The sequence below is a fragment of the Desulfovibrio ferrophilus genome (assembly GCF_003966735.1).
GTDB lineage: Bacteria > Desulfobacterota > Desulfovibrionia > Desulfovibrionales > Desulfovibrionaceae > Desulfovibrio_Q > Desulfovibrio_Q ferrophilus.
This window is the reverse complement of record NZ_AP017378.1, coordinates 1,141,981-1,161,415: the sequence shown is the minus strand read 5'-3', so window position 1 is coordinate 1,161,415 and position 19,435 is coordinate 1,141,981. Positions and strand designations below refer to the sequence as shown.

Here is a 19,435-nt window from a genome sequence, read left to right as displayed (position 1 = left end):
CCCGAGGCCGCCTTTTTTGCGTTCTTGGTTGTGATATAATGCCTTCGGGCTTGACCCGAGTCTATCGGGTTGGGTACATCCACCCAAGTCCTGTTCGCGGTCGTGCGACTGGAAGGGAGTTGGGGGGCAATTGGCCCGTGACACTTGGATCGGAAGGGAACATGCGTAAACTGCTTCAATTCGTTTCTCTCATGGGATTGCTCCTGGTGCTGCCAGGATGTGGTATGATCGACTACTATCTCCTTCCTCCTCCTGAAGACACCGCACAGGAGCTGTACGAAGCTGGTTTGGATGCCATGAAGGCCAAGGAGTTTGAAAGTGCAGCAGGGCACTTCCAGGCCTTGAAAGACAGGTACCCCTTCAGTCCCTACACTCCCAAGGCTGAGCTCTCTCTGGGTGATGCCTGGTTCTTGGCTGAAGAATACCAGATGGCTGCCGATGTTTATGAGGAGTTTGAGGCTCTGCATCCCCGCCATGAGATGATTGAGTACGTGCTTTTCCAGGTTGGCGTCAGCAATTTCAAGCTGTTCGAGTCCATCGACAAGCCCCATAATACAGTGCGTACGGCCATTGAGTATTTTACTCGCCTCAAGCAGGTCTATCCGGAAAGTAAGTACATCGCCGAAGCTGATCGCTACATCGTTGAATGCCGCCGGCTGATGGCCGAACACGAAGTGTTTGTGGCGGACTTCTACTGGCGCTCCGAGCGATATGGTTCTGCATGGGAGCGTTATACTTACATCAAGGATAACTTTCAGGATTTGCCTGAGATCGCAGCCTACGCTGCCAAGCGAGCTGAGATTGCCTGGTTGAAACACCAGAAGTTGACTTCGGAAGAGGAACGCGAGCGACTTCAGGGAAGCTGGAAGGAATGGTTAGACTGGCTGTAGGCCATGATTTTGAAAACGGCCCACACGGGCCGTTTTTGTTTGGAGCGCAAGGAGAGAAGCTATGGGTGATTCGTTCTATGCTGACTGGATGACCGACTGTCTTGTTCCGGACGAGGCATTTTCCCTTGCCTACAACGCGATGCCAGGGATGCGTCGGGCCTGGATCAAGAAGACAGCCGCGCAGGTACATGCCCTGATCGGTCCCATGCGGGACCGACGTGAGGACAAATGCATTGCTCATCGTCAGGGCTTTTCTTCTCATGGGGTATCCGCTCCCATGGATTGTGCCGTGATTTTTCTGGATTCCACGTGTGTTTCGCCTGTCCAAGTCGCTGCGGCTGCTGTGCCTCTGGTCTTGTCGGGCGCCAAGCGCATGTGCGCTGTGCGTATCGAAGATGGTCTGGCTGTGTCAGATGATGTCTTGGCCGCTTTGGAGCTGGTTGGGCTGGAAACAGTCTTTCAATTGAGTGAACCCGAAGCACGGCGTTTCATGGAAAGGCTAACCGAAACCCGTTCAGCTGCAGTCCTGTTCTTTGGGCAGGGCACAGCGCTGAATTCGCTGGCTGTCGCTGCCGGGTATGCTGCTCCACCGCTCAAGCTTTTCAAGCCCTTTGTGACCGAGCGTCTTGGTATTTGGGCTGGAGCTGGCGGCGATTGGGACTATGAGACGCTGGCATGGGCCCATCCGTGCACAATGTTTGATATATGGGGTGCGCGGGAGTCTCTTCCTGATTTGCCGCTTAATTTTTCTCGCAAGCGTGGCAGCTTTGAGTCTTTTCTCCGTGAAGGGTATCGTGCGTTGTATGTCCCCGAAGCACGCTTGATGGAGTCCGTCGGGCGAGCAGCCTTGGCCCTGGGGCCGGGGCAGGAAGGGTGCTGGGCCTGTCCGGAGCTGACCACTGACTTTTTCCGTGCGGAAACACTGGCAATTGGTGGCTGGAACGAGTAAAAAGTTTCAGGAAAATCCATCTTCCGATCCCATGCCCCATTCACCGGAGCGCAAGGACAATTTCATGGGCAAAAAGCCAGTTGCACCCAAGAATTATCTGCAGGATTTGAGAAATATCGGGATCATTGCCCATATCGATGCTGGCAAGACGACCTTGACGGAACGCATTCTGTATTATTCCGGCAAGATCCATCGGTTGGGCGAAGTGCACGAAGGCACAGCCACCATGGATTTTATGCCAGAGGAACAGGAACGCGGCATCACCATCGGCTCGGCCTGCACCACCTGCCATTGGCAAGACTCCACCATCAATATCATTGATACCCCTGGGCACGTGGATTTCACCATCGAGGTCGAACGCTCACTCCGTGTGCTTGATGGCGCTGTCGGTGTGTTTTGTGCGGTGGGCGGTGTTGAACCCCAATCCGAAACGGTGTGGCGCCAATCCCAGAAATATCACGTACCCAAATTGGCGTTCATCAACAAGATGGACCGCTTGGGGGCGGATTTCGAAGCCGTCCTCACGGCCATGAGAAATAAGCTCAAGGTCACCCCTCTGCCCATGATCATTCCCGTGGGTGAAGGTCAGGACTTTGAAGCGATCATTGATTTGGTCAGCATGAAGAAGATCATCTTTGATCAATCTTCCAAGGGTGAAAAGTATTCGACAGTGGACCTGTCAGAGACTGAGTCGACCACCGCTGAAACCTGGCGTGAGCAGATGCTGGAAATCCTGGCCGATGCAGACGAGGAATTTCTGGCAGCTTATATGGAGGGAGAGATCACGGCTGAGGATGTGCATCAGGCCGTGCGCAGGGCGACACTCTCCCTGGCCCTTGTCCCTGTCTTTACCGGGTCGGCACTGAAGAATGTTGGGGTCCAACAGGTTCTGGATGCCGTCTGCAGGTATCTACCCAGCCCCGGTGAAGTTCCACCTCAACAAGCGGTCTGTCCATTGGACAAGACAAAGGTTGAGGTCATATCCGATCCAGGTGGCGATCTTGCTGCACTGGCCTTTAAGGTCAGCATGGATACCGGGCGTAAACTGGTGTTGATGCGAATCTATTCCGGAGTGCTGCAGGCCGGAGAGACCGTCTATAATGTCACCCAGGACAAGGACGAACGCGTCGCCAGACTGTTCCACCTGCACGCCGGGCGTAAGGAAAAGACAGACCATGCCTTCGCTGGTGAGATTGTGGCCGCGGCAGGCATGAAATTTTCTCGAACCGGGGATACTCTGAGTACTCGCGAGACTCCGGTTATACTCGAGAATATTGAAGCGTATAAACCGGTGATCTCTTTGGCCCTTGAGCCACGCAATTCCGCCGAGGCGGATAAACTTGAAGAAGTTTTGGCGAAGATGCTGATGGAAGACCCGACGCTTGCAACCGAGCGTGATGAAGAGACTGATCAATTGGTCATCTCCGGCATGGGGGAGTTGCATCTGGAGGTCGTTCTTGAACGGATTCGCCGGGAATATGGCGTTGAGCCTCGTGCCGGTAAACCGCAGGTGGTCTACCAGGAAACCGTGAGGGCTCAAGCCTCTGCTGATGGCATATTCGATCGCGAACTTGGCGACGAGGAACATTACGGTCACGTCAGTGTCCGCGTTGCCCCCTTGCCACGCAGCCAGGGCTGTGACGTTGTTTTTGAGATGGACACCACAGACTGGCCGGAAGCCTGGGTTCAAGCTGTGGCGGATGGCTTGGAGGACGGGATGCAGTCAGGTGTTCTCAGGGGGTATCCCTTGCAGGATGTGCGCATCACCGTTACAGGCATGCGTCGCGAGAATGGCAAGTCGAGCCCCGTGGGCTATCATATGGCCGCAGTGTCTGCCTTGAAGGACGCTCTGGCTGCTGCCAAGCCCATATTATTGGAACCCCTCATGGCTGTGGAGATCGGCGTCCCCGAGGAGTTCGTGGGCGAGGTCATCAGTCTGTTCGGAGCCAAGGGGGCCAAGATTGACAACATGTTTGATCAGGCCGGACAGAAAGTTGTCCAGGCGTTGGCTCCTCTTCGCCAGTTGTTTGGTTTTTCCACGGCGCTTAGGTCCGCCACGCAAGGCCGAGCCGGGATGATGATGAAGTTTTCCCGGTTTGATGTGCTGGACTAAATCGTAAATCCCAAACCGTTCATATTTTATCCGAGATGAAGCAAATCAAGCATTCCAGATGGTCCAGAATCAAACGCTGGACCCGATATCAATATTTGCGCGTGATGCGCATGAACGCAACTCCGCACTCCGTGTCCATGGGCATGGCAGTGGGGATTTTTGCAGGATTTCTGCCCATTGTCCCCTTGCAGACAACATTGACAGTCATTCTGTGTATTCCGCTGCGGGGTAACCCTGTGGTGGGGTTCATGGGGACCTGGATTTCCAACCCGTTTAATTGGGTGCCTTTCTATTATTTCCTTTATGTCACTGGGAAGGCCATGGTCCCTTGGGATGTGCCAGACATGGAGGTCGAGCAATTCAAGGTGCTTTTACAGACCCTGGATGTTCGCCAGTTCGCCAGCTTTGGTAAGGATCTGCTGGAATGCTTCAAGGTCATGATGATCGCTGGCTTCGTCATGGGACTCCCAGCCTCCATTCCTACGTACATTCTGACCCGAAAGGCCGTGGTTCGCTATCGCAAACGGCGGGCCTTGAGACTGCTCAAGAAACGTACTCGACTGCGCTAACCTGTTTTTCCTTTATAATTCTGATTTTCTTCGCCTTCCTGCTGATACGCGATGTTTTTTGCTGTCTCCATGAAGCTGGTGTAGGATTGTCATCAGTTCGCCTCCATGGCGACTCATGATGATTTTTCTATCCAACGGGAGCAGAGATGAAAACCTGGGACACTGTTTCGGCGCTGAGTGAACTCTGGGCTGGTCTATCTGGCTCGTCAGTCACGCTGATTCTGGATTATGACGGAACTTTGTCGCCGTTCGTTCCGAACCCTGAAGCTGCCCGCCCGTATCCTGGAATTCCAGAAATCCTGAATCAATTGAGCGAGGCTGGTTGCCGGCTGGTCTTTGTTACTGGCAGAAATTGCAGGCAGTTACCTGTTTTTTTGGGAATGGAAAAGACTCCTGAGGTGTGGGGGAGTCATGGTGGAGAACGTTTGTGTCCTGACGGAACCATTGAGGCCACTACGCTGAGGGCTGAGCAAGAGCAGGGCCTGAAGCGGGCCAGGTCTTGGGCAGTGACGGCAGGATATGGTCAGGCCGTGGAAGTCAAACCCGGGTGTCTGTCTTTTCATATTAGATCGATACCGACGGCATTGAGTTCCGGTGTCCTTCTTCGTGTTCATGAAATGTGGTTGGAGATCGCCGGTCAGCACGAGTTGGAATTGCGCCCCTTCGACGGAGGGGTGGAACTTCGAAGTGCTGATGTGCACAAGGGACTTGCTGTGGCCCGTGTGTTGAAGGAATCCTCCAAGGAAACAAGAATATTTTATCTTGGAGATGATCAGACCGATGAAGATGGTTTTGTTGCCCTGGAGGGCAACGGAATTGGAATTCTGGTCAGACCCGAGTATCGCGAAACGCAGGCGGACTGGTGGGTCAGACCCCCGGGCGAGCTTCTGGATTTCCTGAATCGGGTGTTGGTAGCCATCTCAAAGGGTTGAGTTTCCCTCAGTATTTCGGGTTTTCTTGCCATCAAGCTGTGGCTGAGGTATATTCCCGATATGATTGTGAAACCTCTTCACGACCGAATGCGGGCTTTGGGCTTGGCTTTTGACACCCCATGAGTAAATCATCAAAGCGGCTTGTCGTCGTCTCAAATCGTCTTCCCATCGCCTTGAAGAAACAAGGTGATTCTTTTGAAGTTCATCCTGGCAAGGGGGGACTGGTCACGGCTTTGGCTCCGGTTCTTCGTGATCGGGGAGGAGACTGGATCGGTTGGACTGGTGCCACGGGAGATGTTGATGTCCAGGCACATCTTGATACCTATTCGCGCAAGGCTGGGTACAATCTGGTGGCTGTACCTTTGTCGCAGGAACAGGTGCAGGGGTATTATCAGGGGTTTTCAAACGAAGTGATCTGGCCTTTGTTCCATGACTTGCAAACCCTCTGCAATTTCGATCCGGCTTTTTTTCAATCCTACCTTGAGGTCAATCAAAAATTTGCCTCGGCCATTGCCAATCAGAGCGATGAAGACGCCTATGTATGGGTTCAGGACTATCATTTGATGCACGCAGCCTGGAGCCTGAAGCAGCAGAATCATAAACGCCGCTGTGGATTTTTTTTGCATATTCCATTTCCCCCGCCTGATATTTTTTTGAAACTGCCTTGGCGTAAACAGATCATCGAAGCGTTGCTCGAATTTGATCTGGTTGGTTTTCAGACCGTGCGCGACCGCCGCAATTTCGTGCAGTGCGTGGGGTTGCTGCGCCCCGACGCCAAGCTTAGCGGACGTGGGCAGGTTGTATCCGTCAATTATGAGCAACGGGAACTGCGTGTGGGGTATTTCCCCATCAGTATCGATTTCAAGGAGTTCCAGGATCTGGCGAGGACGCGCGTCGCTGCCGACCTTGCCCATCAGGTTCACGCGGCCTTCAGGCGAAGGATATTGATTCTGGGGGCGGATCGATTGGATTATTCCAAAGGCATCCCTGAACGTATTCAGGCAATGTTAACCCTGTATTCCAAGTACCCGGAAGTGCGTGAAAAATTGTCTCTGGTCCAAATCGTTGTGCCCAGTCGGGAGGATATTCTAGGATATAAGGATAAGAAGCTGAAGATCGAGAGCATGGTCAGCGAGGTGAACGGTAAGTATTCCCAACCGGGGTGGGTCCCCATCCACTATCTCTATCGTAATTTGTCTCGCGAGGAATTGGTGGCCTATTATCGTGTGGCGGCAATCGCTTTGGTAACACCGCTGAAGGATGGCATGAATCTCGTGGCCAAAGAGTACTGCGCTTGCGACGTCTCGGGGCAGGGGGTGCTGGTGCTTTCGGAATTTGCAGGTGCGGCGGCACAACTCCAGCGCGGAGCGTTGTTGGTTAATCCACATGACGTTGAGGGGGTGGCCGATGCGGTGTATCGAGCCTATGTGATGGGTACTGATGAAAAACAGACTCGAATGCACAAGCTGAAAACCATCATCCGCAAGTACGACATCTACTGGTGGGTCGATTCCTTCCTGAACGCCGGTTTTGGCACACGCCTGGATGATTTTCGTCAGGATAGTGTGGACTTTCACACGGAACGTTGATAGCGCCCATACTCCCTCAGGGTCGGTCCATTTTGGCGCCGGACTGATTAACAGATTCATCCTCGGGACCCCAGCGACATGTCTTCCAAAAAACAATCCGTAGCGACTCCACCCAGATACGGGCGCTTTGCCAAGAAACGTTTTGGACAGCACTTTCTGCATGATAGTGGTGTTTGTCGTCGTATTGTTGATGCCTTGGAAATCCAGCCCGAGGATCGGGTTCTGGAGATAGGGCCAGGGCATGGTGCGTTGTCCGTACATATCAGTGAGGCAGCCCCCCGGGTGTACGCGGCAGTGGAACGAGATTTGGATTTGGCTCTTGAGTTGCGGGACAAATGTCCCTTGGTACAGCCGTTGGCAGCGGATGCCATGGCCGTGCGTTGGGAACGTCTGATGCCTGAAGGTGGTTGGAAGATCGCAGGAAATCTGCCGTATAACGTTGCCTCGCCGCTGATGTGGGATATTTTCTCCCAGGCTAGCGGTTTGTCCCGTGCCGTTTTCATGGTCCAAAAGGAAGTGGGGCAGCGCCTGGTCGCAGCTCCCGGTTCCAAGGTCTATGGAGGACTGTCCGTCTGGATTCAGAGCTACGTGAAGCCACGAATGCTGTTCACTATTGGTCCGGGAGCCTTTACTCCCCGCCCAAAAGTGGATTCCGCAGTGCTATCATTTTTTCCGCAGACGGGGCCTCGGGATTTTGATCCTAAAGCACTCGCTGCTTTGGTCAAAAAGTGTTTTCAGAATCGCCGTAAACAACTAGGTAAGACACTGAAATCATGTATTAATGATGATTTTGTGCAAGCTCTTGAACAGATGGGTCACAACCTGCGTTCAAGACCCGAAGAATTAGCCCCAATACACTTCCAGGCCTTGTCGTTACTGGTGAAACAGCATTTTATGGCTTGACATAAGGGACGGTTCGTTGCCAAGGTCTCTGGGTTGTCGGAGGGGTGGAAAACCTGCATGGGGTTAAAAACATGCAGTAATTCTGACAAAACCCCTAGACACGGAATGCTGATTGCTTTAATGCCACTGAAGGGTCTGCGCGTGTGTGGCACTAAGGCTACCAGCCAGTTTCATCCGATTTTTGTTAAGTGCGGTAGCACTGATGTCTGCCGCTTGATTCGTTCGGGATTCCGGGACGAATTTGGAAGTAGGTGTGCAAGTTTTTAGGGGAGTTAGAGTAACTTTCTATTGAGGAGGAAAGGACTGATGACTAAGGCTGATCTGGTCGTTAAAATCGCGGAAAAGGCGAACATCACCAAGGCGAACGCCGAGCGCGCTTTGAATGCATTCCTCGACACTGTCGAGTCCACCCTGGTGAAAGAAGGCAAGCTGACCCTTACCGGCTTCGGCACCTTCGTAGTTGAAGAGCGTAAAGCCCGCACCGGCCGCAACCCCCGCACTGGCGAGAAGATCAAGATTCCCGCCACCAAGGTTGTCAAGTTCCGTCCCGGCAAGCTCCTCAAGGACGCCGTAAAGTAAGTTGTCCGTTTAGGAGAGTAGAATCATGATTCATGGTGAAACCCTGCATAGCGCGCTTCCTTGGGATCTCCCCTGGTGGGCTCCCGATCACGCTGTGTTCTTTGGCGTACTGTATATGGTTCTGGGTATCCTGGGCCTCGCAGTGGGCTTTGTGGTGGCCAAGTCCTACATCGAGACCATCGTCAATCCGGACTCTGGTAACGGACACTAGGACCATCTTATTATTGTAAGATCAGCCCGGCTTGCAGCAATGCAGCCCGGGCTTTTTTTTTTCTTGCCTCGAGGCGCCGAGTGGGGTAGTTATCTTCGTTCTACATTGAGTGCCTCGTTAGACGAGGACTCACCAAGGGAGGTGATTTTCTTGCCAGGCGTGCTGCTTGAAGATAATGAGATTTTCGATATCGCCCTGCGTCGTTTTAAGAAGCAGGTTGAGAAGTCCGGCATTCTGTCCGAACTGAAGAAGCGTCAGCACTACGAGAAGCCTAGCGTCCAGCGCAAAAAGAAACGCGCTGCCGCTCGCAAACGGCTCCTCAAGAAGATGCGCAAGATTAACATGGGCTAGCGCCTTTGGCGCTTGTCTGCGTGGACCCTTGGTCTACTACAAAGCAAGATGTGCAGCGCGGGACGGCCTTTATCCGTTCCGCGCCGCATTCTTTTCTACCTCCGGTGTTCATCCGGAAAAAGTCTCTGAGGTGAGATGCCATGGGAACCCTTCTCAAAAAGCTCGAAAGTGATTTCATTACTGCCTACAAGGCTAAGGAAGAGGTTCGGGTCGGTGTTTTGCGCATGCTCAAGACTGCGATCAAGAACCGTCAGGTCGAGCTGAAGGCCGAGCCATCCGATGACGATGTTCTGGATTTGATTGCGCGCCAATTAAAGCAGCGCAAGGAATCCATCGAGCAGTTCAGCGCGGCGAATCGCGATGATCTGGTCGCCATCGAGGAAGCCGAACTCGTGATCCTTCAGGAGTACATGCCTGAGGCATTATCCCCCGAAGAGGTTGAAGCTTTGGTGGATGCCACTATTGCAGAGCTCGGGGCCGATGGAATGAAAGACATGGGCCGCGTGATGGGGGCGATCACTTCCGCTTATAAGGGGCGTGTGGATGGCAAGCACTTGTCTGGCCTTGTACGCTCCAAACTGGCCGGTTAGGCTCAGCGACTCTTGATGCAATCCAGATCAAAACTGCTTTTGGAATTTCCCAAGGTGCTCGGCATCCTGGCCGAATTGTGCGTTTCGGAGCCCGGAGCCGAGCGTTGCACGCGTATTGCGCCCTTCGACAATCCCAAAGATCTTGAATTGGAAGCCGAGCTCACCCGGCAATTTACGGATTGGAAATTGGAAACGGGTTTTCGACTGCCCGTGTTTCCGTCCCTGCTTGGTTTTCTTGATCACCTGAAGCGACCATCAGAAGTATTTGACCTGGACGCCCTGTGGGCTGTGTCTCAGGTCCTCGGTGATGCCCGTGACGTCCGTTCGCGTATGCAGGAAGCTGACCCCGAGCGTTGGCCTCTGCTGGGTGCCCTGACGGAATTCACCTGGCCCGACACCTTGTGGCCTGCACTCAAACGCTGCATCAATGCTGATGGGCTGTTGCGGGATGAATCCTCCCCTGAATTGTACTCCGTGCGTTCAGAAATTCGAGCCATTCACCAACGCTGTACCAAGCGAGTGAAGTCCTTTGTGGACCAGAAAGGCATTGCGCAGTATATGCAAGAAGACTTCATGACCGTGTCTTCGGACCGGTACGTGTTGCCTCTCAAAACGAATTTCAAGAATAAGCTGCCTGGAATCATACATGATTACTCGCAGACTGGTGAGACTTGCTATTTTGAACCCATGTTCCTGGTGGATCAGAACAACGAGCTTCAGGAACTCAAGAAGGAAGAACGTAGCGCAGAAAAAGAGATTCTGCGCTACCTGTCGGGGCTGATGCGGCAGGAAGAGGACGCCCTGAGGGCTTGCTACGAATTTTTGATTAATGCGGACATCCTGTTTGCCAAGGCGAGGTTCGCCAAACGATTCGATGCCCGGCCTGTAGATATTACCGAAGGTGCTCCGCTGAATCTGCGCAATGCGCGGCATCCGCTGCTTGTCCAGAGTAATGAAGCCAATGTCCCTGTGGATTTGATTTTGGAGGAAGGACAGAAGGCTCTGATTGTCAGTGGTGGCAATGCGGGCGGTAAAACCGTGTGTCTGAAGACCTTGGGACTGTCCGCACTGATGGGGTTGTCCGGTTTGCCCGTCTGTGTTGCCGAGGGCTCCAGCATGCCTTTGTGGCGCAAAGTGTTTGTACTTTTGGGTGACGAGCAGAGTATCGAGGACTCTCTGTCAACGTTCACCGCACAGATAAAAAATTTATCTGATGCCTACGATAGCGTTGACGATTCTACTCTGGTGATTATGGATGAATTTGGCGCAGGTACCGACCCCAGCCAGGGGGCCGCTTTGGCTCAGGCCGTGGTGGATGGATTCTTGGCTAAATCCTCCTGGATTGCCTTGGCAACGCACTTTCCTGCACTCAAGGCCTATGCCTTGACGCGAGACGAGGTGCGGGCGGCCTCGGTGCTGTTCGATCCGGCCACGCGTAAGCCGTTGTATAAACTGGCGTACGATCAGGTTGGTGCCAGTCAGGCCTTGGATGTCGCGCGTGAACACGGTCTGGCTGAAGATATTTTGATCCGGGCTGAGAAGTATATGCTGCTCGACGGCTCGGACACCTCCAAGGTTGTTGAACGATTGAATACCTTGGCGGTGGAGCGCGAAAGAGAGCTGACTGTGCTTCGCAGTGAGCGTGACAAGTTGCACGAAAAGCGAGTGCGCTATCACGAGCGTTTTGAGCGTGAGAAAGCCAAGTTGCTGGACGATATCCAGACCCAGGCACAATCTGTCCTCAAGAAGTGGCGAGAGGATAAAATTGGCCGTAAGCAGGCGCTCAAAGAACTTGCAGAACTGCGCAAGCAGGCAGCGGTGGAGCAGGGCGGTGCTTCGGTCGAAGACGAAGCTCAGGCCAAACCCCTGGGCTGGGATGATTTGGCCGTTGGCATGGCCATGAAGCATCAGGGGCTGGGTAAGAAAGGCGTGATTGCCGGGTTGAACGAACGCAGGCAACAGGTCAAGCTGGATATGGGCGGCGTCAGCGTGTGGGCGGATATCGCGAGTCTAACCCCGGACCATGTTGAGAACGGCCCCGTTGATGTTACCGTGAATGTCCCTGCGGGGGGAGCTGCGCAAACCATGGTGCTGGATTTGCGCGGAATGAGAGCTGATGAAGCCGAAGCGCAGTTGTACAAATTTCTGGATGGTGCGGTGCTTTCCGGCAGGGAAGAGCTGGAAGTTGTCCACGGGCGCGGGACTGGCGCATTGCGCAAGGAAGTTCACAGAATTTTGAAGGGATTTCCGGCTGTTGCTCGATTTTCGTTGGCGCCAGAGGATCGTGGCGGTGACGGTATGACCATTGTAGAACTGAAATAGACGGTGAAACATGGGTAAGGTCGATTCAGGCGCCATCGGGGCCATCAAACAGCGCCTGGATATCGTCGAGTTGGTGCGTCGATTCGTGGACCTCAGACAGGTCAGCGGGCGTTGGAGCGGACCGTGCCCATTCCATCAGGAGACAAAACCGTCCTTTTCAGTGAACCCGGAAATGGGGTATTATTATTGCTTCGGGTGTCGAGCCTCAGGCGATGTGATTGATTTCTATTGTAATATCCACGGCTTGGAGTTTCGAGAGGGGTTGCAGCAACTGGCTGAAGAGGTTGGTGTTGAACTGTCCACAGCCAGACCCGATCCCCAGCGTGACGAAAAAAAACGAAAACGAAGTCGGAGCCTTAAGCTTCATGAGCAGGCTGCCGAATTCTATATCAGGAACCTGAACGCCCCCAGCGGAAAGATCGCGGGGGATTATCTGGTTCAGCGCAAGCTTTCGGATGAAGTGATCAAATCCTTCAGCCTGGGCTACAGCCCGGACGATTGGCACGGGTTCGAGAAGTTCGCGCAGGCCAAGGGATTCCAGCCCAAAGAAGCCGTTCAGGCCGGGTTGCTGGTACAGAATGAAAAGGGCAATATCTACGATCGATTCCGTGGTCGATTGATGTTTCCCATTCATAATCTTTCAGGGCAGGTCATTGCATTCGGGGCACGTACCCTGACCGGCGATGATCCGAAATATTTGAATTCGAGTGAGTCGCCCATTTATGTGAAGGGTGACCATTTATATGGGCTATTTCAGGCACGGCGCACCATCGCTCATCTGAAGGAAGCCCTGCTGACCGAAGGGTATACGGACGTTTTGTCCTTGCATCAATTTGGTTTCAGCAACGCCTGCGGAGTGTTGGGCACAGCGCTCACCGAGAGTCAGGTTCGGCGATTGGCCGGATTCTGTTCACAGGTGGCCCTTGTGTTTGACGGAGACGGTGCTGGTCGCAAGGCTGCACTTCGTTCCAGCGAGATGATCCTGGCCCGGGGCATGAACTGCAGGGTTGTTATTTTGCCCGATGGTGAAGATGTGGACAGTTTGCTCCACGCCAAGGGAGCAGATGCATTCAGGCAATTGCTGGATGCGGCACCGGATGGCTTGGAGTACTGCCTGCGGATAGTGAGCGAAAAGTCCACGCGCGAAGTCGTGGAGTGGGCGAGTAATTTTTTGAAGCAACTGGATAGCCCGGAATGGCGATCTCCGCTCATTTCGCGCATTGCCCTGCGGCTGGGGTTCAAGGAAGTCGAATTTCGCGAAAAACTCGTCTCTGGGGTTCGCGAACGATCCGAGACCGCACGCCCGGTACAAAGTGGTGGCTTGGCTGCCCGTGACCGAGGGCAAAAGCTGGATAGGCAGCTGCTACGATTTGCGGTGTGTAACCCACATCGCGTTGGGGAATTGGCCGATCTCGGCATGGGTGACTTGCTCGGTAGTGAGTTTGCCATGTGTTTATGGGAAAAAATGGCCGCGAACCCTGGAAAGGATGTCATGCACATCCTGGCTCCGCACGAGAAGAGGTACTGGGTCGAATGCCTGGAGACTAGTACAAAAAAACAAGAAGATGCGGACCGGGAATTTCATGAAATATGTGACCATCTCAAGCGCGAGCATCTCTCTGATGAGAGAGCCGCTACGTTCGAGGCTCTGCGAAAGGCCCAGACCGATGGTGATGCCACCGAGGTGCAACGGCTTCTCGGTGTGCAGCAGGAGATCTTAAGGAGGCTCAATGAGCAACGTTAAGGAAGTCCAACAGATTAAAACCCTCATCGCCGAGGGTAAGAAGAAGGGATTTTTGACCTTTGACGAGGTCAATAAGGCCCTGCCTTCGGATATCAACAAACCGGAGCAGGTCGAAGAAATTATCGACATCTTCGACCAGTTGAATATTGCGATCGTGGACAGCGAGCAGGATGGCAAGAAGCTTGAGCTTGTAAGTGATGACTCCGATGATGGAGATGATAACAAGCTGAAGCTGGCTGAAACCGACGATTCGCCTGATTACGCCTCCCGCAGTACCGACCCTGTGCGCATGTATTTGCGCGAGATGGGTGCCGTATCCTTGCTGGACCGCGAAGGCGAGGTTGTCATTGCCAAGAAGATTGAGAACGGGGAACTCGACGTGCTCTATGCTCTGGTCGAAGTTCCCGTAGCCATTGAGGAACTGGCCCGCGTGGGCAAGGAACTCAAGGATGGCAACATCAAGCTCAAGGACGTGGTCAAGACCATTGAGGAAGACGATCCCAGTGAAGACCAGATGAACCAGCGCGAGCGGGTCATCCATTTGCTGGATGAAGTTCGCCAAGTCTATCGCAAGAAGCAGAAGATTTACTGCAAGCTTGATAACTGCGCCACTCTGGAGCGCCGCGTCTATGGGCAACAAAAGGAAATCTTGACCTTCAAGGAAGAGATCGTCCAACGCTTGCGTGACATCAAGCTCGAAAAGACCCTTATTGATTCCATCATCGAAACGGTGAGCGATTACGTTCGTCAGATGCATAACTGCCAGCGCGATCTCTCTGCCTATCTGCTCTCCACGGGCAAAACACAAGTCGAGACCAAAGACATCTTTGACCAGCTGGATGCGCGTGAGATCAATCCCGTGAAGGCTGCCGATGAATTGGGCATGACTGTGGAAGAGGTCTTTTCCTTCAAGGAAATGATCTCTGGCAAGATGGAAATTCTGGTTCGGCTGCAGGAAAAATGTTGCCATCCCGTGCATGACTTGGAAGAGGTCCTGTGGCGAATCCGACGCGCCAATTGGTCTGCCAGTCGTGCCAAGCAGGAGCTCATTCGTGCCAACCTGCGTCTGGTTGTTTCCATTGCCAAGAAGTACACCAACCGCGGTCTGCAGTTCCTGGATCTGATTCAGGAAGGCAACATCGGCCTGATGAAGGCCGTGGACAAGTTTGAATATCAGCGCGGTTACAAGTTCTCTACGTATGCAACGTGGTGGATTCGTCAGGCCATTACCCGTGCCATTGCCGACCAGGCCAGGACAATTCGTATTCCTGTGCACATGATCGAAACGATCAACAAGCTTATCCGGACCTCGCGCTATCTGGTGCAGGAGTTGGGGCGTGACCCGACCCCGGAAGAGATCGCCGAGCGTATGGATTATCCGCTTGAGAAGGTTAAGAAAGTCCTCAAGATTGCCAAGGAACCCATTTCTTTGGAGACGCCCATTGGCGATGAAGAAGATTCGAGCCTGGGCGATTTCATCGAGGACAAGAAGGCCACGGCTCCTTCCGAAGAAGTGGTCAATACCAAGCTGGGTGAGCAGATTGCCACGGTGCTGTCTGACCTGACTCCTCGTGAGGAGCAGGTTTTGCGCAAGCGCTTTGGTATCGGTGAGAAGAGCGATCATACCCTCGAAGAAGTGGGTAAGCTGTTCAACGTTACTCGTGAGCGTATTCGTCAGATCGAGGCCAAAGCACTGCGCAAGTTGCGTCATCCTGTGCGGAGCCAGTTGCTGCGATCATATTACGAGAATTAGAAGAGTTTGCACTTTGCAAATAATAAAACCCCGCCCGGGATACCGGGCGGGGTTTTTTGTTGTGGAGTGGGCTGTCTTAGCGGTAATTGTCCAAAATGCTTTGGATTGTACCGTCAGCTTTCATGTGTTTGATTTCGGAATTGAAGCGCTTGATGAATGGCTTCCAGTTCTGCTTCTTGTTGAACATCAGACGATAACCGAGAGTGCTCAGTGGATGCGCAGCAATATGGAAGTCTTCGAGGGAATATTCATCGGAATTCTTTATCAGCCAGAGCGCAGTGAAGCGATCAATAACCGCGCCATCAACCCGCTTCTTATGCGTCAAAACTAGCAGCTTTTGAGCGTTGCGAACATTGACGCGATGGAGGCTGTTTTGGGTGAAGGCCTCGTCCAGATAAGGATAGCTGAAGCCATGTATGGCTGCGATGGACAGACCCTGCATGTTGGCAATCGTGGGTGTCAGAATAGGTTTGTCTGCGGGGGAAATGATGACTGAATGGGGCTCCAGAAAAGGTTCTGACCAATCGTAGAATTCCGGGTGCAGGACCCATTCCTTGGCTTTGCCGCGAGCGTTGACTTCGCCACGAAGCAAAAGTTCCTGGCCACGTTTTTCTGGATGCAAGGTGATGGCGAGTTTATAATCCAGCCGTTGAAGTGCCCGGGTGAGAATGTCGACGGTAATGCCGGAGATTTTCCCTTCTTGCTCAATCAGGAAAGGAGGGTATCCATCTTCATTGTAGCTGAGAGTTAAAAGACCATCGTCCGGCCCAGCAAGTGAATTGCAAGGCACAAGTAAAAGTGTAACGACCAAAGCCGCGGTCAGGATTGCCCTCAAAGGCGCGAGTGGGTATTGCTTCATAGATATGGTTGCCCGGATAATTGTCGCAATTTTATAGCAGACAATGACGAGACCCGACAATTGTTTTTTTGCGCTAAGAGGTGAAACACAATGAATACAACGCACCTATTTTATAGAGTTTTATTTGTACTTGTTGCACTCTTATCGCCATTTGCCAGTGCTTCGGCAGTAGCGGCAAATGAAAGGTCCGTTATGGTGAAATGGGTTCCGGATGGAGATACAATGCGCCTTCGTTCAGGCCGTTGGGTTCGTCTTCAGGGCATTGATGCTCCCGAAATGGGGCGCGATGGTCAGCCGGGACAATATTTTTCGGAAGAGGCAACTGCGGCGTTGCAAGGATTGGTTATGGGGCAGCCCCTGACGCTTGTCAGTCATGGCAAGGACAGATACGGCCGAACCCTTGCCACCTGTCTGCTCGCTGATGGACGTGATGTGGCTGCAGCCATGGTTCAAGATGGCTTTGCATTTTATTATCCGCACAGGGAACATACACAGGTGCTTCGACACCGCCTGCTAACGGCTCAACGTACTGCCATGCAAAAGGGACGTGGGTTCTGGCCTCGAATCAAGATTCTGTCCGACAATCATGGAGCATGGATGGGGAATTCCAGATCCGGTAGGGCCTTTCCCGTGGGGACGGCAGCAGCCAATAGTATACATCCAACGAATCAGGTGCCACTGCCTGATTTATGGGAAGTTTATTGGCAGGGTTACAGTCCCGCTCGTAGCGTTTCCTGTTGGCCCGCTGCCTCACATTATTCAGCTCCATTCTTTACGGTTTCGGTTTCCTTGCCAGAGACTTGGAACCTGCCCTTTGTTGCGGGCGCAAGGATGAGGCGGGAGTCAGCGCCAAGTCTCACTTTCTTGCTGGTGGCATGAGCTTTGGGGCGTTGACTCCAAAGGTTGAATATTCTACCTTGCGTGAACTTTTTCGAGACCAATATATATCATATGAATAAACAACAATCAGGACGCTGACTATTATGGAAACTCTACGCACGCTGCCCGGTGATGACGTCCGCCAGATTCTGTGGCGCTATGCTGATCGCTTTGACCTGCAGATGGCTGTTCAGTCGGCCCGGGGCATTGCCCGCGGTTTGGTCGCCAGGCTTGTGGCTGATGGTGAACGCAATTCTCATGAGTGGACCGAGGGTAAGGCTGAGCTGCTGAAAGCCTTTGACGAATCCGGTCTGACCTCTATCTATATGGATCCCTGCCAGGGCGGCTTCATCGAAGGCCCTAAGAACCTGGCTTTGTCTTTGGTGGCGTTGGAATTGGCCTGGGTAGACGCAGGCGCGGCTACCGGCTCTCTGGCCAGTTGCCTGGGGTTGGCCCCCATTCATGAAAAGGGGACCGATGACCAGCGCAATACTTATCTGGGTATGTGCTGTCCGCCCCAACCCGGTGAGGACCGCGAGATCAAGCGTGCCGCCTTTGCCCTGACCGAGCCCTTACCTTACGTGGGGGTGGATACCGGAGTGCTGGGCGGCAAGATTCGTGTGGAATCCTGGGAAGATGGGCAGGAGCCCATGCTCAAGGTGGAGAAGCGCGGGCGTTTCATCACCAATATGGATTTTGCCGATATCGTGACCGCAGCTGTGGAATCCGATGACGAGCGGCTCAAGGGCACCTGCATGGTGATCTTGGAAAATGGTGACCCCGGCGTGTTCGATCGTGGCGCCCCGACCCTGAAGATGGTGCACCAGTTGTCTTCCACTCGTGACCCCGTCATGAACCTCTCGATCCCGGCTTCGCGGATCATTGGTGGCTATGAGGTCAAGGACGGAGTCATCATCCCCAAATACAATCACAGCGAGATCATTGCCTCGGTGTTTCATCGTACCCGCATCCCTGTGGGGCTGATGACCTCCGCCAAGTTGTTGTCCGCCATTGAGCCTGTGATTCGCTATCACCGTCAGCGTTTCCGAGGCGGTTCCGCAGAGCAAGGCAGCCCGAGATTCGATCTGGGCTTGCAGCAGAAGGAAGATTCACTGCATCGTTTGATCGATGTCTGGGCCGCTGGCGAGGCTGGCTGTTCCCTGGGCTTTGCCGCCGCGCGCCTTGCCGATGAGTTCGATCCCATCGAGCGTGAGAAGGACCGTTCTTTCGAAGAACAGGGCCTGAGCGGTCGTAAGGGCTTTATGGCTCTGCGCAAGAAGCAGGCCGAGGTGGAAGAATACATTGCCCTGAAATTTGCCCCCGAGGGTGAGGGTGACGCCACACGTATGGCTGAACTGGAATCTGACAATCTGGTCCGTTTTGCCTATATGGATGCCCTGGCTGGGGTGCTCAACCCCGGAACAAAACTCTGGAACACCGGCGTGGGCGCGACCATGATGCGCGAGGCCGTTTCTCTGGTTGGTGGCTACGGCATTACCGAAGATTGTCCCGGCTTCCTTTGCCACAAGTGGATGGACGCCCAGTTGGAGGCCACTTACGAAGGCCCCGAGGCCGTGCAGCGTCGCCATCTGACCCTGACCATGAGCAACCCCGTGTTCCTGGCCATCGTCAAGCAGTGGATTGCCGAACTCAAGCGCATCCACGCCACTGATGCCGGTGTGGGGGCCTGTACTCTCGCTTCGGCTATGGAACAGTGGCTGTGGGCCATGAACTACCTGCAGGGTGCCAAAGATTCCGATGGCCGCAAGCTCTATCATGGCAAACGCCAGGGTGTGACCTTTGCCATGGCGGATGCTCTGGGCTGGCTCATTGCCTCCCGCTACTTCATCAAGGACGTCCTTGTGCTCAAGGAGCAGGCGCCACTGAACCCGGTGCTGGCAGATGGCGTGGAAGGCCTGACGGATTTTTATGCCAACATGAGCTTTACCCAGGCCGCCCGCGCGGCTGGTGAATCCGCCCGTATCTGCGCCGAATTGGTGTTTGGATACGGCGACGGGGCGGAATTCGAAGGCCAGGATGAATTCGCAAGGCTTCGTCTGGAGCTGGATTCCTGTCTCTCTGGGGCGCGTTTGGCAAAGGATCGTGCGGCCAATGCCCTGACCGGGGTGATGATCCCCGAGGCCCTTGATTATCCCATGTAATTCATTGGGCCGCCCCCAATCCGGGGGCGGCCCGTTTCCC

At 53.7% G+C, this 19,435-nt stretch carries 17 protein-coding genes; 16 read left to right on the top strand and 1 reads right to left on the bottom strand.

Features of this window, described 5'->3' with window-relative positions:
- Positions 1–161: 161 nt before the first annotated feature.
- The 14 genes from EL361_RS05360 (at position 162) to rpoD (ending at position 15,495) form a co-directional block, all read left to right on the top strand.
- Positions 162–890: an outer membrane protein assembly factor BamD gene (locus tag EL361_RS05360; RefSeq protein WP_126377360.1), complete on the top strand. Its 729-nt coding sequence runs from the start codon at positions 162–164 to the stop codon at positions 888–890.
- A 61-nt stretch (positions 891–951) separates the two neighbouring features.
- Positions 952–1,839: a hypothetical protein gene (locus EL361_RS05355; protein WP_126377358.1), complete on the top strand. Its 888-nt coding sequence runs from the start codon at positions 952–954 to the stop codon at positions 1,837–1,839.
- Between the two features lie 64 nt (positions 1,840–1,903).
- Positions 1,904–3,952: an elongation factor G gene (gene fusA, locus EL361_RS05350; protein ID WP_126377356.1), complete on the top strand. Its 2,049-nt coding sequence runs from the start codon at positions 1,904–1,906 to the stop codon at positions 3,950–3,952.
- Between the two features lie 110 nt (positions 3,953–4,062).
- Positions 4,063–4,521: a DUF2062 domain-containing protein gene (locus EL361_RS05345; protein WP_172961643.1), complete on the top strand. Its 459-nt coding sequence runs from the start codon at positions 4,063–4,065 to the stop codon at positions 4,519–4,521.
- Between the two features lie 146 nt (positions 4,522–4,667).
- Positions 4,668–5,453: a trehalose-phosphatase gene (gene otsB / locus EL361_RS05340; protein WP_126377352.1), complete on the top strand. Its 786-nt coding sequence runs from the start codon at positions 4,668–4,670 to the stop codon at positions 5,451–5,453.
- Between the two features lie 119 nt (positions 5,454–5,572).
- Positions 5,573–7,042 (top strand): alpha,alpha-trehalose-phosphate synthase (UDP-forming), encoded by a 1,470-nt coding sequence (locus tag EL361_RS05335; protein WP_126377350.1) that lies wholly within the window; start codon positions 5,573–5,575, stop codon positions 7,040–7,042.
- A 78-nt stretch (positions 7,043–7,120) separates the two neighbouring features.
- Entirely contained in the window at positions 7,121–7,945 is an 825-nt protein-coding gene (gene rsmA, locus EL361_RS05330; protein WP_126377348.1) for a 16S rRNA (adenine(1518)-N(6)/adenine(1519)-N(6))-dimethyltransferase RsmA, read from the top strand.
- A gap of 306 nt (positions 7,946–8,251) precedes the next feature.
- Positions 8,252–8,524: an HU family DNA-binding protein gene (locus EL361_RS05325; protein ID WP_126377346.1), complete on the top strand. Its 273-nt coding sequence runs from the start codon at positions 8,252–8,254 to the stop codon at positions 8,522–8,524.
- 25 nt (positions 8,525–8,549) lie between these two features.
- The gene (locus EL361_RS05320) at positions 8,550–8,735 is read left to right on the top strand and encodes a hypothetical protein (RefSeq protein WP_126377344.1); all 186 of its coding nucleotides are present in this window, start codon (positions 8,550–8,552) and stop codon (positions 8,733–8,735) included.
- Positions 8,736–8,885: 150 nt separating this feature from the next.
- The gene (gene rpsU, locus EL361_RS05315) at positions 8,886–9,086 is read left to right on the top strand and encodes a 30S ribosomal protein S21 (protein WP_126377342.1); all 201 of its coding nucleotides are present in this window, start codon (positions 8,886–8,888) and stop codon (positions 9,084–9,086) included.
- A gap of 140 nt (positions 9,087–9,226) precedes the next feature.
- Positions 9,227–9,676, top strand: a complete 450-nt coding sequence (locus tag EL361_RS05310; RefSeq protein ID WP_126377340.1) for a GatB/YqeY domain-containing protein — start codon at positions 9,227–9,229, stop codon at positions 9,674–9,676.
- Between the two features lie 15 nt (positions 9,677–9,691).
- Positions 9,692–11,998 (top strand): endonuclease MutS2, encoded by a 2,307-nt coding sequence (locus EL361_RS05305; RefSeq protein WP_126377338.1) that lies wholly within the window; start codon positions 9,692–9,694, stop codon positions 11,996–11,998.
- 10 nt (positions 11,999–12,008) lie between these two features.
- Positions 12,009–13,742 (top strand): DNA primase, encoded by a 1,734-nt coding sequence (gene dnaG, locus EL361_RS05300; protein WP_126377336.1) that lies wholly within the window; start codon positions 12,009–12,011, stop codon positions 13,740–13,742.
- Positions 13,729–15,495: an RNA polymerase sigma factor RpoD gene (rpoD, locus tag EL361_RS05295; RefSeq protein ID WP_126377334.1), complete on the top strand. Its 1,767-nt coding sequence runs from the start codon at positions 13,729–13,731 to the stop codon at positions 15,493–15,495. The genes dnaG and rpoD overlap by 14 nt, the downstream gene beginning before the upstream one ends.
- A 76-nt stretch (positions 15,496–15,571) precedes the next feature.
- On the opposite strand, the gene EL361_RS05290 is transcribed toward rpoD, so the two are convergent.
- Positions 15,572–16,354: a substrate-binding periplasmic protein gene (locus EL361_RS05290; protein WP_126377332.1), complete on the bottom strand. Its 783-nt coding sequence runs from the start codon at positions 16,352–16,354 to the stop codon at positions 15,572–15,574.
- Positions 16,355–16,444: 90 nt separating this feature from the next.
- Here EL361_RS05290 and EL361_RS17370 point away from each other — a divergent pair, with 90 nt between their 5' ends.
- Both EL361_RS17370 and EL361_RS05280 read left to right on the top strand, forming a co-directional pair.
- Positions 16,445–17,233 carry a thermonuclease family protein gene (locus EL361_RS17370; protein WP_126377330.1) on the top strand — a complete coding sequence of 263 codons (789 nt, stop codon included), beginning with the start codon at positions 16,445–16,447 and terminating at the stop codon, positions 17,231–17,233.
- A gap of 104 nt (positions 17,234–17,337) precedes the next feature.
- Entirely contained in the window at positions 17,338–19,395 is a 2,058-nt protein-coding gene (locus EL361_RS05280; RefSeq protein ID WP_126377328.1) for an acyl-CoA dehydrogenase family protein, read from the top strand.
- The last annotated feature ends 40 nt before the right edge of the window (positions 19,396–19,435 follow it).

Coding starts and splice junctions, on each gene's coding strand:
- EL361_RS05325 (WP_126377346.1), top strand. CDS start 8,252: ATGACTAAGGCTGATCTGGTCGTTAAAATCGCGGAAAAGGCGAACATC.
- EL361_RS05355 (WP_126377358.1), top strand. CDS start 952: ATGGGTGATTCGTTCTATGCTGACTGGATGACCGACTGTCTTGTTCCG.
- EL361_RS05335 (WP_126377350.1), top strand. CDS start 5,573: ATGAGTAAATCATCAAAGCGGCTTGTCGTCGTCTCAAATCGTCTTCCC.
- EL361_RS05280 (WP_126377328.1), top strand. CDS start 17,338: ATGGAAACTCTACGCACGCTGCCCGGTGATGACGTCCGCCAGATTCTG.
- EL361_RS05320 (WP_126377344.1), top strand. CDS start 8,550: ATGATTCATGGTGAAACCCTGCATAGCGCGCTTCCTTGGGATCTCCCC.
- fusA (WP_126377356.1), top strand. CDS start 1,904: ATGGGCAAAAAGCCAGTTGCACCCAAGAATTATCTGCAGGATTTGAGA.
- EL361_RS05310 (WP_126377340.1), top strand. CDS start 9,227: ATGGGAACCCTTCTCAAAAAGCTCGAAAGTGATTTCATTACTGCCTAC.
- EL361_RS05305 (WP_126377338.1), top strand. CDS start 9,692: ATGCAATCCAGATCAAAACTGCTTTTGGAATTTCCCAAGGTGCTCGGC.
- otsB (WP_126377352.1), top strand. CDS start 4,668: ATGAAAACCTGGGACACTGTTTCGGCGCTGAGTGAACTCTGGGCTGGT.
- rpoD (WP_126377334.1), top strand. CDS start 13,729: ATGAGCAACGTTAAGGAAGTCCAACAGATTAAAACCCTCATCGCCGAG.
- dnaG (WP_126377336.1), top strand. CDS start 12,009: ATGGGTAAGGTCGATTCAGGCGCCATCGGGGCCATCAAACAGCGCCTG.
- EL361_RS17370 (WP_126377330.1), top strand. CDS start 16,445: ATGAATACAACGCACCTATTTTATAGAGTTTTATTTGTACTTGTTGCA.
- EL361_RS05360 (WP_126377360.1), top strand. CDS start 162: ATGCGTAAACTGCTTCAATTCGTTTCTCTCATGGGATTGCTCCTGGTG.
- EL361_RS05290 (WP_126377332.1), bottom strand. CDS start 16,354: ATGAAGCAATACCCACTCGCGCCTTTGAGGGCAATCCTGACCGCGGCT.
- rsmA (WP_126377348.1), top strand. CDS start 7,121: ATGTCTTCCAAAAAACAATCCGTAGCGACTCCACCCAGATACGGGCGC.
- EL361_RS05345 (WP_172961643.1), top strand. CDS start 4,063: ATGAACGCAACTCCGCACTCCGTGTCCATGGGCATGGCAGTGGGGATT.